Annotated in this window: 15 protein-coding genes; 14 read left to right on the forward strand and 1 reads right to left on the reverse strand. The window is 35.6% G+C overall.

Annotated features, from left to right (window positions below; genetic code table 11):
• Positions 1–74 precede the first annotated feature (74 nt).
• Entirely contained in the window at positions 75–206 is a 132-nt protein-coding gene (locus tag RB604_RS17215) for a hypothetical protein (protein ID WP_005931042.1), read from the reverse strand.
• A gap of 437 nt (positions 207–643) precedes the next feature.
• On the opposite strand from RB604_RS17215, the gene RB604_RS17220 reads away from it, so the two are divergent.
• From RB604_RS17220 to RB604_RS17280, 14 genes are all read left to right on the forward strand, one after another.
• Positions 644–1,147: a UpxY family transcription antiterminator gene (locus RB604_RS17220; protein ID WP_007482043.1), complete on the forward strand. Its 504-nt coding sequence runs from the start codon at positions 644–646 to the stop codon at positions 1,145–1,147.
• Between the two features lie 53 nt (positions 1,148–1,200).
• Entirely contained in the window at positions 1,201–2,214 is a 1,014-nt protein-coding gene (locus RB604_RS21480) for an acyltransferase family protein (protein WP_157440102.1), read from the forward strand.
• On the forward strand, positions 2,204–3,712 hold the full coding sequence (locus RB604_RS17225) for a lipopolysaccharide biosynthesis protein (RefSeq protein ID WP_122282039.1): 1,509 nt from the start codon (positions 2,204–2,206) through the stop codon (positions 3,710–3,712). The genes RB604_RS21480 and RB604_RS17225 overlap by 11 nt, the downstream gene beginning before the upstream one ends.
• Positions 3,700–4,752, forward strand: a complete 1,053-nt coding sequence (locus RB604_RS17230) for a polysaccharide pyruvyl transferase family protein (RefSeq protein ID WP_007482037.1) — start codon at positions 3,700–3,702, stop codon at positions 4,750–4,752. The genes RB604_RS17225 and RB604_RS17230 overlap by 13 nt, the downstream gene beginning before the upstream one ends.
• 3 nt (positions 4,753–4,755) lie before the next feature.
• Positions 4,756–5,934: a glycosyltransferase gene (locus RB604_RS17235; RefSeq protein WP_007482036.1), complete on the forward strand. Its 1,179-nt coding sequence runs from the start codon at positions 4,756–4,758 to the stop codon at positions 5,932–5,934.
• Between the two features lie 41 nt (positions 5,935–5,975).
• Entirely contained in the window at positions 5,976–7,121 is a 1,146-nt protein-coding gene (wecB, locus tag RB604_RS17240) for a non-hydrolyzing UDP-N-acetylglucosamine 2-epimerase (RefSeq protein WP_007482034.1), read from the forward strand.
• Between the two features lies 1 nt (position 7,122).
• A complete protein-coding gene (locus tag RB604_RS17245) occupies positions 7,123–8,355 on the forward strand; it encodes a glycosyltransferase (protein ID WP_007482032.1) in 1,233 nt (410 codons plus the stop codon).
• Positions 8,352–9,077: a PIG-L deacetylase family protein gene (locus RB604_RS17250; RefSeq protein ID WP_007482030.1), complete on the forward strand. Its 726-nt coding sequence runs from the start codon at positions 8,352–8,354 to the stop codon at positions 9,075–9,077. The genes RB604_RS17245 and RB604_RS17250 overlap by 4 nt, the downstream gene beginning before the upstream one ends.
• A 2-nt stretch (positions 9,078–9,079) precedes the next feature.
• Positions 9,080–10,210: a hypothetical protein gene (locus tag RB604_RS17255; protein ID WP_007482028.1), complete on the forward strand. Its 1,131-nt coding sequence runs from the start codon at positions 9,080–9,082 to the stop codon at positions 10,208–10,210.
• Entirely contained in the window at positions 10,207–11,325 is a 1,119-nt protein-coding gene (locus RB604_RS17260) for a glycosyltransferase family 4 protein (RefSeq protein WP_007482026.1), read from the forward strand. The genes RB604_RS17255 and RB604_RS17260 overlap by 4 nt, the downstream gene beginning before the upstream one ends.
• A 4-nt stretch (positions 11,326–11,329) precedes the next feature.
• Positions 11,330–12,643, forward strand: coding sequence for an O-antigen ligase family protein (locus RB604_RS17265; protein WP_007482024.1), 1,314 nt, complete (start codon positions 11,330–11,332; stop codon positions 12,641–12,643).
• Positions 12,615–13,514: a glycosyltransferase family 2 protein gene (locus RB604_RS17270; RefSeq protein ID WP_055294296.1), complete on the forward strand. Its 900-nt coding sequence runs from the start codon at positions 12,615–12,617 to the stop codon at positions 13,512–13,514. The genes RB604_RS17265 and RB604_RS17270 overlap by 29 nt, the downstream gene beginning before the upstream one ends.
• A gap of 4 nt (positions 13,515–13,518) precedes the next feature.
• Positions 13,519–14,421 (forward strand): glycosyltransferase, encoded by a 903-nt coding sequence (locus tag RB604_RS17275; protein WP_007482020.1) that lies wholly within the window; start codon positions 13,519–13,521, stop codon positions 14,419–14,421.
• Positions 14,422–14,609: 188 nt separating this feature from the next.
• Positions 14,610–15,923, forward strand: a complete 1,314-nt coding sequence (locus RB604_RS17280) for a UDP-glucose dehydrogenase family protein (protein ID WP_007482013.1) — start codon at positions 14,610–14,612, stop codon at positions 15,921–15,923.
• The last annotated feature ends 1 nt before the right edge of the window (position 15,924 follow it).

Below are 15,924 nucleotides of genomic sequence, written 5' to 3' on the forward strand. Positions count from 1 at the left end.
TATCGCCTCATAACACATTAACAAGAAAAGATTTAGTTCTACAAAACCCTACATAAATCAAGAAAAAAAATATTTCATCCCCCATCTCCTCTCTCCCATCTCACCCCTCCCCTCTCCCCTTTTTCCTCCTTCTCTGTATTTCCTCCGAATGATGTAACATCGCCTTTCCAATCCGGGCAAGGCGCCTTCGCGACTCTTCGGAGCATACCACCTCTGCCTTTTTAAATTCTCCATACTTCTCTTCTGTTTTTTTCAAAAAGTTTGCGAGTTCAATTCTTGTTAGTTTTTTTCATTCATAATAAATCATTTAATAATAGTTAATAAAACAAGTTACAAAAATAATATCAAAACTAATTAATCTCCAAAATTATTTTATTTTTATCTACAAATTATTTGTTATAGTAAAATAATATCTATCTTTGCATCAAAATTGGTTCGTCCTAAAAAGATTACCCCACACAAGTATGTGACAGGTAACAGCGTAGCGCACCCAAGCGAACCGAAAATCGGTATTTTACCCCTATTTTGCAGTTTTGAATCTATTTCAGACAGAAGAACAAAAGAACCTATTTTCTGCATAGCCTTTATGGGCAATTTATCTGTTCTTTATGTTCTTATGTCTGAAAAATAATCTTTAATTTTCATGAAATCCTGGCTTGCCGCCTATGTCCGTCTTCATCACGAGAAGAAAACCCGTGATCGTCTTACCGCGATGGGTATTGAGTGTTTCCTCCCCATACAAGAGGAGATTCACCAGTGGAGTGACCGCCGGAAAAAAGTAGAGCGGGTAGTTATTCCGATGATGATCTTTGTCCGCGTATCTGACGAAGAACGCGGATTACCGCTCACGCTATCAGCTATCAGCCGGTATATGGTGTTACGGGGAGAATCCGTTCCGGCCGTCATCCCTGACCGGCAAATGGAAAAATTCAAATTCATGCTGGATTATTCGGAAGAAGCGGTGGAATTGTGCACTACTCCATTGGCTGTGGGAGAACAGGTAAGAGTAATCAAAGGCCCATTGGCCGGACTGGAAGGAGAACTGGTGACGGTAGACGGGAAAAGCAAAGTAGTCGTAAGACTGGATATGCTGGGATGCGCACAGGTGGATATGTCGGCGGGGTTTGTGGAAAAGATACAAATATAAAAACAACTACAAATTGCTCAATATCCCAATCAATCACTTTCATTATATGCCCAATGTATAAGCATAATACACCGCAAATACCACGCCAAAACCGACAAAAGAATTATCTAATCTCTAATTTACGAGTTTTAGCAATATTATTAGTTGTGTTGGGGCATAGTATCATTATCTATGATCCTAATTGGACAACATATAATACCCCGTTTCATTCCGTTTTTTTGGTGACACTGAAAAAAATAATAAATCTATTCCAAATGGAATTATTCTTCTCATTGTCAGGATTTCTGTTTTTCTATACAACACAAAAGAAATTTAAAATTAAATCCCTTTTGAAAAAGAAAACAATACGCTTGCTAATTCCATTTCTTCTCATCGGATTATTTTACCTTATTCCAATCCGGTTCATTGCAAACTATCCTCCCTACGAAAGCACATCTTTAATACGTATCATATATTCATTCCTAACAGTTAATGATTGTGGACATTTATGGTTTCTACCTACCCTTTTAGGGATATTTATTATAGCCACCGTACTTATCCGTATGACGAAATCGAAACAGAGCACATTAATATGTATCGTTCTAATGTTATACATTTTGTCACCTTATCTATCTTCATTTCTATTAATAACAAGCACTAAATATCTGTTCTTTTTCTTCATGGGATATTTTATCAACCAGTATGGCAAACAAATATTCTCAATAAAAGCTATTTACCATGGCCTTGCAACACTTGGAATCCTTTTAATAGCATACGTACTCATATTCCATAATGAAAATCGCGTAGTAACGACATTTACTTCAATCACGATTATTGCATCCCTTTATTATTTCATGCCACACAGAACGAACCGTTTCATCTTATGGCTTGATAAAAACAGTTTCGGCATATATCTGTTCCATTCGCCACTTATGTACATCATTATGAATAAATTCTCTATAATAGCACCTCCTGCCATACTGGTACCAATGAATCTGATATTCGGCATTGGAGGCAGCCTTATCATTACATACTTTCTAAGAGCAATAAAATGTTCATTTGTCATTGGAGAAAAAAATGATAGATAACAAACGAATCGCTAAAAACACTCTTCTGTTATATTTGAGGATGTTCCTGTTAATGGGCATCTCTCTATATACTTCACGTATCGTATTGGAGACGTTAGGTGTCGAAGATTTTGGGGTGTACAACATAGTCGGCAGTATTATAGTGCTTTTTAGCTTTATAAACAATGCTCTTACTGCTGCTACAAGGCGTTTTATCAATTTCAACTTAGGAAAGAATAACCCACAAGAGTCTGCCAAAGCTTTTTCGGCCAGCTTGACCATACATTTTATAATCTGTATAATACTCATCATTATAAGCGAAAGTATAGGCTTATGGTTTTTGAATACCCAACTGAATATTCCGGAAAACCGAATGTATGCCGCCAATTGGGTTTACCAATTCAGTATTTTGTCCGCATGTATAGGGATCATCGGAGCACCTTACGAATCGACGATCGTTGCTTATGAAAAAATGTCTGTTTATTCATATCTCAGCATTATTGAAGGAGTATTTAAGTTGATAATTGTTTATATGCTGGTAATCTGCACAACCGATAAATTGATTTTTTACTCAGCACTCATCTTCATTGTCGGGATTCTGATCAGTTCTGCCAAATGGATATATTGCAGCCGGAACTTTCCTATTTGCAGGTATCAGTTCATGGTAGACAAGCCGATGCTAAAAGCGATTGCATCCTTTTCGGGTTGGAGCCTTTTTGGGCAGATTGCTTATATAGGATCTACCTCAGGACTCAATATGATAATAAACATTTTCTGCGGAGTACTGCTCAATGCCGCCACAGGAATTGCCCAACAAGTCAACAGTGCAATATACAATTTTGTTTCAAATTTCCAAACAGCTTTTAATCCACAACTTATACAGACTTATTCTTCTGGAAATTTAGAAGTGCATCGGGTACTTCTTTCGCGCGCATCCCGAATTTCATACTATTTATTGTATATCATCTCACTGCCGGTATTAATAAATACAAGTTACATACTACACCTTTGGCTAAAAGAGGTACCGGATCATTCTGTGACATTTACTCAACTTATCATCACCTTTTCTCTGATTGAAGCACTTGGAGCCCCACTATGGATGTCTATGCAGGCAACGGGAAAGATAAAGACATACCAAATCATTGTCAGCTCCATCAACGCCTTGAATATTCCTATTGCATTTGTCTGCTTATATCAAGGATTGGCAGTAGAATCTATTTTTTATGCTAAAATATTAATAGGCCTATTTATGTATATTTTTCGTGTACTCTATATCCTGCCGTTAATCAATTTTTCATATATGGATTATTTCAAAAAGGTTGTTTACCCGACCGTAGCAATAACACTATTTACAATCTGCATATTATTGATCGTAAGTACATATCTGGACGGTGGAGAAAAACTGCTTATTACTACCCCGCTGTCCATCATCTTATGTGCAGGATCAATCTACTATATAGGAATCAATAAACAAGAGAAACAAACTATACTACAAATAATAAAAAAATGGAATCTCTGATTTTTACATACGAAGGATATAAAAACACGAACATCGGTGATTATATTCAAAGTTTAGCTGCCAAGCAATTTTGGGACAGTACCAATATACAATATTACCATCGTGATAAATTAAATCAATATTCAGGTGCTTCTGCAAAAGTAATCATGAATGGTTGGTTTACCCATCAACCCCAAAACTGGCCTCCTTCACCCAATATATCACCGTTATTTGTAGCTTTCCACTTGAATACAAGCGCATACGAAAAATTACTATCCGATAAGAGCATTGAATATTTAAAGAAACACGAACCAATCGGATGCCGCGATGAAAATACGGTTGCCGCTTTAAGTAAAAAAGGGGTCAATGCTTACTTTTCGTCTTGTCTGACAACAACATTAGGCTATAAATATGCTTCCTCAAAACAAAGAAAAAACATATACATTGTAGACCCTGTACATTATGTACCAGAAATGAATTTCAAATTAAGAAAGCTACGATTACTTTTTGAATACATACCTCATTTTAAAGGTATAAACCGATATATAAGAAAAATAAAGAAACAAAATATATATGATTTATCTTTCAGCTACAAGAATTTAAACCGTTATGCAGCAATTATACGTTCATACAATATTCTTAGACAAATTTTATCGCCGAAAGATTTATCAGACGCAATCATTTTGACGCAATATCACTATGATTATGAATATCCTACAAACGAATCACGCTTCAAAAGAGCCGAAGAACTAATACATCTTTATTCGGAAGCACAATTAGTTATTACATCAAGAATTCATTGTGCATTGCCATGTTTAGGTCTGAAAACACCCGTAATTTTTTTACAGAATAAAGACGATTCTATAGAAAGTACATGCAGATTTAATGGTTTGTTGGAACTATTGAATGTCATTGAATTCAGAAAGAATAAAATTATAAAATCGCCATATAAGTTACCGCTTGACCCTGATAAAATGAATAATACAACAAGATATCTATCCTATGCAAACAAATTGATAGAACGTTGTAAAGCATTCGCAAACAAAAACGGAAAAGAATAAAAAATGAATATTTTATTTACATCTCCTACATCTTTTCATCCTCAAAAAGGAGGAGTAGGTAGAGTTACAGACACTCTTTGTAGAGAATTTCAAAAACGTGGATATACCATTTATTACCTGCACCGTAAGTGGTATCCAGAAGATAATTATCCATATCCCGCTTCAGTAACAATACTACCAACAAATGATATCTATGATTGTAAAAATGTAGAGTTCTATCACAATTTTCTAAAAGAAAAAAACATTGATATAATCATAAATCAAGATGGATTATACGAAAGTTCATATTTATTTCAAAATGTTGGAAACCTCACTATTCCAACAATTTCAGTAATACACAGTAATCCTATCATCAACTATACATGTTTGTGGGAAGAACTTTATTTATTAAAAAACAATACATACATAGAAAAACTAAAAAGAATAATCCGTTGTCTCTTATATCCAAAGTTAAAGTATGAAGTCTGGAAATCTATACAACAGCATTATCAATACATACTGGAACATTCTACCATTATAACACTGCTGTCCGCTCAATATGAATTAAGTCTTAAAAAAATCAACCCCAAACTCTTAAATATAACATATTCTATCCCCAATCCTAACACTTATGAAGAACAAAAAAGTATTCCTATAAAACAAAAAGAAATTATATACGTAGGAAGATTATACAACTCAACCAAAAGAGTAGACAGGTTATTAAAAATATGGCAGTCCATTTCAAAAAAATATCCGGACTGGCACTTATCTATCGTCGGAGATGGAATTGACGGTAATATGTTGAGACAGTATTCGCAACAATTACGATTAAAGCAAATCGATTTCTATAATTTTCAACCCCCTCGCCCATTTTACGAAAAAGCAGCAATAATCTGTATGACTTCAAATTTCGAAGGTTTTCCTATGGTTCTCACCGAAGCAATGCAATTTGGTTGTGTACCTGTTGCATTTAACAGCTTTGAAGCTATTGCAGATATAATCATTCCAGAAAAAACCGGAGAATTAGTCACACCTTTCAGCATAAAAGAATATAAAGAAAAATTATCTTTACTCATAGAGAATGTCACCTATCGCGAAAAACTATCTCAAGCAGCTTTCCAATATGTAAAACAGTATGACTCAGAAATAATCACAGAGCAGTGGATTCAATTATTTCAAAAAGTCAGAAAGGATTTATACTGAGAATTATTATGCTCCCAAAGTATTATATAAAAAAATAAAATATGAGAACGATCATGCTCGTTTTCGGCACTCGCCCGGAAGCTATAAAAATGGCTCCTTTAGTAAAAGAGTTCCAAAAACACAAAGACTTATTTAAAACAATTGTATGCGTAACCGGCCAGCACAGAGAGATGCTCGATCAAGTCTTACATCTATTCGACATCGTCCCCGACCATGACTTGAACATTATGAAACAAGGCCAAGACCTATATGACGTAACAGCCAAAGTACTTGTAGGCATGCGGGATGTATTGAAAAAGACACAACCGGACATTGTATTAGTACACGGCGATACCACGACCTCCACGGCAGCAGCCTTGGCAGCATTCTATCAACAGATACCGGTAGGACATGTGGAAGCAGGATTACGGACACACAATATTTACAGCCCATGGCCGGAAGAAATGAACCGGCAAATAACCGGAAGAATAGCAACCTGTCACTTTTCTCCTACACCGTTAAGCAAACAGAATCTGCTGAATGAAGGAATCGAGGAAAAACAAATTTTGGTGACAGGTAATACAGTTATCGATGCCCTTTATGCAGTGGTAAGAAAAATCAAGGATGACCCAGCATTAGAAACCACCTTGAATAATTCTTTAAAAAGCTCCGGGTACGATGTTGACCGTCTTAATAACGCCAGACGTTTGGTGCTGATCACTGGCCATCGCCGGGAAAACTTCGGAGAAGGATTTATCAATATGTGTACCGGAATCAAAACACTGACAGAGAAATATCCGGATGTGGACTTTGTATACCCCATGCATCTAAATCCGAATGTAAGAAAACCAATCCATGAGGTATTCGGAGAGAAACAACAGAAGAACATGTTTTTCATTGAACCATTGGAATATCTGCCATTCGTCTATCTCATGGAGAAAAGTACATTGGTACTGACCGATAGCGGCGGGATACAGGAAGAAGCTCCCGGATTAGGAAAACCGGTGTTGGTAATGCGTGATACCACCGAACGGCCGGAAGCCGTGAATGCGGGTACGGTAAAGTTAGTAGGTACCGACCGTAATAAAATCATCAGTGAGGTGAGCCGTTTGTTAGACGACAAGGCTTACTATGAAAAAATGAGTAAAGCCACCAATCCTTACGGAGACGGAATGGCTTGTGAAAGAATTGTAAATCACTTATCATAAAATGAGAATCTTATTTATCGCTCCCGGATATTTGCCATACACATTTTCTGAGAATTTATGTAATGGCAAACTTGTATATGCATTACAAGAAAAAGGGTGGGAAGTGGATGTCATATCCCGGATAGACGAAGGACCTACTTATTGTTCGGAATGGCAAGAACCTTGGCTGCCGCTTAAGAAACATACGTATGAAATCAGCTATCCGGCAGGTAATAAGATAAACAGAATGGCAGATTTATGCTATTCGAGTTTATTAATGGGAGGATTTCCAATGAACGGCATACGTTGGGCCCGCAGAGCCTACCAGAAAGCCTTGGAACTGCACAAAAAAAATCCTTATGATGTAATCATAACACGTTCTCCAAGCGATATTCCCCATATCATCGGATACAAAATTAAGCAAAAGACAGGTATCCGATGGATAGCTAACTGGAACGATCCGGCAACGACTATCTGGCCGGAGCCATACACGCACCATCTGTCACCCAGAGAGCATAATATAGCTCATAGATACACCGTGACATGCCTAAAAAAAGCAGATGTCAATACCTTTCCATCCCAAACGTTATTAGAGCATTTTGAAGCAAATTTCTCTTTTCTGAAAGACAAACAGACAGCAGTCATTCCGCATATCGGTCTGCCGGAATCGTTTTTATCAGTCCGCCCTTCTGAAAAAAGAGATAAAATGTATATGTGCCATTCCGGTAATTTGTCTTCCGAAAGGAATCCGGAATTGACCTTTAAAGCAATAAGAGAACTCATAGACGAAGGATATAGGTCGATACAATTGGACATTATGGGATATATAAATGAACATACAAAACTATTAATCGAAAAATACGATCTGAAAGATCATGTTTGCTTTGTAGGTAGCTACCCATATATGACAGCAATGCAGAAGATGCAGGAATATGATGTATTAGTGTTATTGGAAGCGGTTCTTAAAAAAGGAATATTCTTTGCCAGTAAATTTACAGATTATGCCCAGCTCAACCGACCGATATTAGCCATTTCACCGGTTAATGGTTTTGCAAATTCAACGTTAACCCTACAGGGAGGAGGAATAGCCGTCAACAATGAAAATCATAAAGACATCAAAAAAGGTATCTTAACTTTATATAAAGCCTGGCAAGAGAATACACTGAATGAAAAATACAGTACACGGCAATTATATAGCCGGTTATCACCTGAATATGTAGTGAACATTTACAAAAACTTACTGAATGCCAGATGATAAAGGATATTATACGGAAACTCAGAGTAAATGCACTGCACGGTATCGCCAATATCAGAGCCGGCAGTATCGAACCCAAAGAATCTTTACTAATTATCGCTCCGCATCCGGACGATGAAGTGATAGGTTGTGCCGGATTGATACAACGTTCTCTCAACAAAGGAAACGACGTATACGTCATCATTCTTACCGGCGGAGAAGCGTCACATAACGGATGCTGTGGAATTACTTCCCAAGAACTGATAACCGCAAGAAGAGGATTGGCTATAAATATAAACAGAAAATTGGGTATACCTACAAAAAATCTATTTTTCCTCGATTACCCCGATGGCAAAATAAGCTATAACCATCAAGAAACGGACAAGCTAAGCCGATTAATAAAAAACATCCACCCCCATGCTATTTTCATTCCACACAAAGGAGAAGGGTGGAACGATCATATACAAGCCGGAAATATCATAAGAAGAATAACTAAAGAAATGACAGATATCCGGCTTTATGAATACTGCGTCTGGTTCTGGTATTATAATACCTGGAAAATAGATTGGAAAAACGCACAACTGCTTAACATGACGAAAGAAGAGCATTTAAGGAAAAAAGAAGCTATCGATAAATATATATATCCTAAGGCTCCCTGCGGGAAACCGTGGTCCGGCGGATTACCCAACGTGTTTATTGAAGCCAACTATTGGAACAAAGAACTATATTTCAAACAGAAATAAATATGAAACAACCGTTGTATAGCGCTATTGTTCTCGGTGATTCAACAAATAACACATTAAGCATTGTCCGTAGTTTAGGTGAAGCAAAAATAGAACAGACTCTAATCCTGAAATGCGATGAGGATATCTGTTTGGTTGCAAAAAGTAAATATCTAAAAAACAGTCGTGTATATCGTATATCGACCATTGAAGATTGCATGCCAATATTGGAGCAATTAAAAGAAAATACAACTAAACAGCAGACTATAATTTGTAGTTTTGATGAAGCTGCGGTTTTTATTGATAAAAAAGAATCAATATTAGCACCATTTTTTCGTACTCCGGCGAGAGGAAAGCAAATTGGTATGCTATTTAACAAAGATGAACAATGTAAATTAGCCGAAAAATGTGGATTAACCGTACCGAAATCAATCATTTTTCATCGGGAAGAAAAAATCAATAATTTAATTTTTGATTATCCTATTTTATTAAAACCGCTTAACAGTACGAAAGGAGAGAAAAGCGACATTCATATCTGCCAGAATGAAGAAGAGGTAGAAAATGCTTTAAACGCAGAAAGTTCTTGTTCTGATTTTATCCTACAAGAGTTTATTGACAAAGAGTACGAAATAGACTGTATTGGAGTTAGAACTGAAAAAGAAACCTTCTTGGCAGGAGGAATAAGAAAGATTCGGCATTATCCACAACTAATAGGTGCAGGAGCTTACGGCTTATTTAAACCTATCAGAGAATATAACATTAATATACAGGGAATAGAGGAATTTTTAATACAAGCAAATTATTACGGCCCTTTCAGTATCGAATTCCTTCATAAAGCCGATAAAGATTATTTCATGGAAGTAAATTTCCGGAACGAGGGTTTAGCATATGCGGCAACATCGGCTGGCGCAAACCTTCACGCTCTATACTTAAATCCAAATATGAAAATCAAAAGAAATAAAATTCATAAAGTGTATATGATGAACTATTCTTTAGATTTTCTCTACGTAAAGAACGGGAGTTTGTCACTATGGATTTGGATACGTGATTTATTGCGAACGCGTTGTTTTATAAACATCAACTTCAAAGATTTACAGCCAACTATCCATTATTACAAAAACAAAATCACATCTAAATTTACAACAAATAAATGAAAGTCCTGATTTGCATTCCTTGTCTCTTGACTGGAGGTACTGAAATACAAACCCTCAATTTAGTAAAATCCCTAATTCAAGGTAAACATCAAGTAAGTACCGTATGCTATTTTGAATATTTACCCGAAATGGTATCCCGTTATCAAGAAGCAGGAAGCAAGGTAACATGCTTGAGCCCCGTAGGAAAACGAATTGGAGGAATGAAAGGAATTGCCTTTTTATACAAAGGACTGAAACAGGTAGTACAAGCAGAAAAGCCCGAAGTCGCTCATGTACAGTATATGGCTCCGGGGGCTATTCCTATCATATTGTTACGCATGATAGGAATAAAAAATGTTATCGCCACAGCACACACTGCGGCCGATATTTATCCGAACTTAAAGTTGGTACATTTCATCCAAAGACATTGTATACGTGTATTCACCAACATCACTCTAACTGCTGAAAAATCTTTTTTCGGCAATTCATGTATGTACACACAACAGACAAAATTACAAAAGAGAAACCACTTTACGATCTATAATGCATTGCCTCCGTACATACAGATACGTAAAGATACACGCAACTTTTCCACATCTGTTACTTTGGGGGTAGTAAGCCGATTGGAAAAGATAAAGGGAATGGACCTCATTATTCCAGCTTTTGAACAAATAAAAAAAGGATATCCGAAAATACACCTTTTAATTGTTGGAGACGGTTCTCTGAAAGAACAAATGCAGCAGCAAGCAAAAGATTCAACTACAAATAAAGATATCACATGGGCTGGCAGACAAGAGCAAGAACAACTGCAGACATATTATGATATGATAGACATCTTACTGATACCATCGCGTAGCGAAGGATTCGGCTTGACAGCCATTGAAGGGATGGCAAGAGGATGCGTAGTAGTAGCGTCGAATGCAGGAGGACTACCGGAAATAGTGAAAGATAAAGAAGTTGGTCTACTACATGAAAAAGAAAGTATTGAAGATATGGTAAAAAAAATATATCATCTCCTGGAAAATCCTCAAATAATGGAAAGATTCTCCATGAAAGCAACAAAATACACAAGGCAATTTAGACATGAACAGTATACTTTGTTATTCAATGATTTATATAGTAAAATAAAACGCTGAAATTATGTATTTTTTCAACTATATATATTTTCTAATTATCACGGTTGCAGGTGTCAAGTTCCTGTTTACAAAACAGGCTATCTTAACCCATCCTCTCGATAAAAAGAAAAAAATATTACTGGATGGACCGGAATTGTTTTTGGTACTGACCTTCTCTACAGGCTTATTGGCTTTTTCAGCACCCGGAATGTTAGACTTGATGGCTATCCGATTGATGATACTGGAAATATTCCTTTTGGTTGGACTGTTTATAGTAAAACGAAAACCACAATGGAACATAGCAGTAATTCTATATATGATTTATATAATATGGCTAATTATAGGATTGAGTTATACTTTATCTGCAAGCTATGGATTTCGCGTCATATTAAAATACAGTTATCCTCTGCTGGTTATGCTTTTTGCTTCAGCAGCAGTAAGGGATAAAGAGATATTTTTAAAAGCCGGGTTGATAGCCAGAATAGTCGCTATTGTATCTATTGTATTTTCATTTATTCCACTGATCGGGTATTTGATTCCAGGAGTATTCTGGTATAGAACAGCACGAAGCATACATTACATATCAATATGCATGTTTTCGTTAGCGTTATACTATCACGGCGGAAAAGAAAAAAAAGATTTATTATTGTGTATTCTATTTATGATTCCTTGTATTTTATGGGTATTCCGTACCAGTATCATGGGAACGGCATTAGCATTAATGACTTTTTTCTTCTTTAAATATAAAATAAAATCATTACCAGTAATTTTTGGGATTGTTTTACTTATTGTCATTGCCATTTTCACAATTCCCAGCATGAAAGCAAAGATGTTTAAAGACGGAAATAGCATTAATATAGCACAACTTCAACAAGGAAAGATTTCAAAAGACGATATCAACAGTAATGCTCGGTTCGCTTTATGGGAACATTTACAAAAACGTTTCTATCATAAGAAAGAGGTAATTGGTTCTGGTACAGGAAGCGTACAAAATTATATGTACTCAAATTTTGTTTTTGGAGGCTTACACGTACCACACAATGATTATATTCAAATTTCATGTGACAATGGATTGATTGGAATTGTACTATACCTATTGATCATTGTCAGCATTATCACTCATTGCTTTATAGAATATAATAAAAAGAATAGTACAACTATAAAAATGTGTGCAATTGTAGCTGGAAGCAGTATTGCAGGAGTAGCATTGACTATGTATACAGATAACGTAGTAAATTACTCAATGGCTACACTTTCTTATCCATTCGGATTTTATGGAATGATGTTAGGACTTATAAAAGGAAAAAGATATGATTTCAGTTGTAATACCACTGTATAATAAAGAAAAACAAATAAAAAGGACACTACAATCAGTCCTTACGCAGACTTTTCAAGACTTCGAAATAGTCATTGTAAATGATGGAAGTACAGATAACAGTACAATAGAAGTAGAAAAAATAAAAGATTCGCGTATACGACTAATTCATCAGGAAAATGCAGGAGTATCTGCTGCTCGAAACAAAGGAATAGAAGAAGCGAAGTATGAGTTGATTGCTCTTTTGGATGCAGATGATGAATGGAAAAACAAATATCTGGAAGTTCAATATGATTTATACAAAAAATATCCGAAATGTGACATTTTTGCTTGCAATTACGAATTTGTTAATGAAAAACATGATATATCGCCTACAATTATCAAAAAACTTTCATTTAAAGAAAATGATGGAATATTAAATAATTATTTTGAAGTGGCCTGTGTTTCACACCCTCCACTTTGTAGTTCGGCTATTGTTATCAAAAAGAAAGCGATTCAAGCAATCGGAGGTTTTCCATTAGGGATTAAATCCGGTGAAGATTTACTTACTTGGGCTAAGTTAGCAACTTTTTATCAGATAGCTTATAATAAGTTAGCTTATGCACAATTCAATATCGAAGGATATCTACTGAATGAAAAGCCTAAACGCATACCAGCTCCAATTGATGTGGTTGGAAATGAACTGCTCCGCTTACTCAGACAACAACCTAAACCGTATTTAAGACAATATCTTTCACATTGGCATAAAATGCGTAGCTCCATATATATGCGTTTGAGTATGAGAAAAGAAAGTATCAATGAAGCTATTGTCGGACTAAAATATAATCCGAAAAATTATAAACTATACATCTATATTTTATTAAATCTAATTCCCTCTAAATTAAGACCTTTTTAAAACAATGCTTGCACCTATTGTAGTTTTCGCTTTTAATCGCCCCAATGCACTAAATAACTTGTTAACTTCTTTAAAAAGGAATCATCTGTTTGAAGAATCAAAGTTGTTTATTTTTATTGACGGATGTAGAAATAAAAATGATATGCCACAAGTCAATGAAGTCTATGCAATAGCACGAAAATTTTGTAATGAAAGCAAGGAGAACAGACACATAATTATTTCGCAACAAAACAGGGGCCTTGGTACTTCGATCATTACAGGGGTCAGTACCATTATAGAAAAATATGGAAAAGCAATAGTTTTAGAAGATGATTTAACCTGTACACCAAATTTCCTCTCGTATATCAACCAAGCACTTGATTACTATGAGCATGATAAACGAATTTTTTCTATTTGCGGATATGGGCTGAAAATAAAAAAACCAATAGGGTATTCAAGTGATGTGTACCTTTCAAAACGTTCTTCATCTTGGGGATGGGCAACTTGGAAAGACCGTTGGGAACAAGTCGACTGGGAAATACAAGATTGGAAAGAATTAGTTAATAACAAAAAACAACAAAAGGCTTTTAATAAAAATGGTAGTGACATGTATTCCATGCTAAAAGGATATATGGAAGGGAAGAATCATTCTTGGGCCATTCGTTTTTGCTATAACCAGTTTAAATTAGGTAAATATTCTGTTTGTCCTTTTCTATCAAAAATCAATAATGAAGGGTTTGGAGAAAATGCGACCAACTGCAAACAGACTTTTTGCAGATTTAAAACAGAAATAGACACGACTAATCAAAATATTTTTATATTTGATAAAAATATAATGCCAAACAGTCAAATTGACCGGGAATGTTATAAATACCACTCAATTCCAATTAGAGTATATTGTAAAATCAGGGAAACTTTACACCTATAAAAAGAATACGTACAACATATATTCTATCAACGTAGATTACAGCACTTTCAAAATTTTCATGATATGTACCAAACTTCGTTGTATATACAATCTTACTTTTAATATACTATACACAAATCGTGGTCACTATAAATTACAAATCAAATATAAAATCAAATCATTTCTTAATCATTTTAAAAAGATAAATTATGAATATAGCAATCGTTGGAACCGGATATGTGGGTTTAGTATCGGGTACTTGTTTCGCAGAAATGGGCATCAACGTAACTTGTATTGATGTTAATAAAGAAAAGATAAACAATCTGTTACAAGGGAATATACCTATTTATGAACCGGGGTTGGATGAAATGGTAATCAGGAATCATCGGGAAGGCAGATTGAACTTTTCCACTGATTTAGCTTCCTGCTTGAATGATGTGGAAATCGTATTCTGTGCTGTAGGAACTCCTCCGGATGAAAATGGAAGCGCAGATTTGAAATACGTATTAGAAGTGGCACATACAATCGGTATTAATATGAATAAATACGTTTTAGTAGTGACTAAAAGTACCGTACCGGTAGGGACTGCCCAAAAAGTAAAAGCGGCCATTAAAGAAGAGTTGGACAAACGAAAAGCCAATATTGACTTTGATGTGGCAAGTAACCCGGAATTTCTAAAGGAAGGAGCAGCCATTAAAGATTTTATGAGTCCGGACAGAGTTGTAGTAGGAATCGACTCCGAGAAAGCCAAAGATTTAATGAGTAAACTGTATCGCCCATTTTTACTGAATAATTTTAGAGTTATATTCACAGACATTCCGTCCGCTGAAATGATAAAATATGCGGCAAACTCAATGTTGGCAACCCGAATCAGTTTCATGAATGACATCGCCAACTTATGCGAACTGGTAGGAGCAGATGTTAACATGGTACGTAAGGGAATAGGGGCAGATTCACGTATTGGGAATAAGTTCTTATATCCGGGATGCGGATATGGAGGAAGCTGTTTCCCTAAAGATGTAAAAGCATTGATAAAGACAGCCGAACTCAATGGCTATGAGATGAAAGTACTAAAAGCTGTAGAAGAAGTTAACGAAATTCAAAAAACGATTTTATTCAAAAAGTTACAAAAGCACTTTAACAATGATCTAAAAAATAAAACTATTGCTATCTGGGGATTGGCATTCAAACCTGAAACAGATGATATGCGGGAAGCAACATCATTAATCATGATAGATCTGTTATTAGAAGCAGGTTGTAAGGTCAAAGTGTTTGATCCCATAGCGATGGAAGAATGCAAAAGAAGAATCGGTAATAGCGTAGAATACAAACAAGATATGTATGATGCGGTACTTGATGCAAATGCTTTAATATTACTAACAGAATGGAAACAGTTTAGAATGCCCAGCTGGGGAGTAGTAAAAAAAACAATGCAACAAGCAATAGTAATTGATGGCAGAAATATTTATGACGCCAAAGAAATGGAAGAGGCCGGTTTTATATACTATTGTATAGGCAAATAGA

The sequence above is a fragment of the Bacteroides salyersiae genome (assembly GCF_031172035.1).
GTDB lineage: Bacteria > Bacteroidota > Bacteroidia > Bacteroidales > Bacteroidaceae > Bacteroides > Bacteroides salyersiae.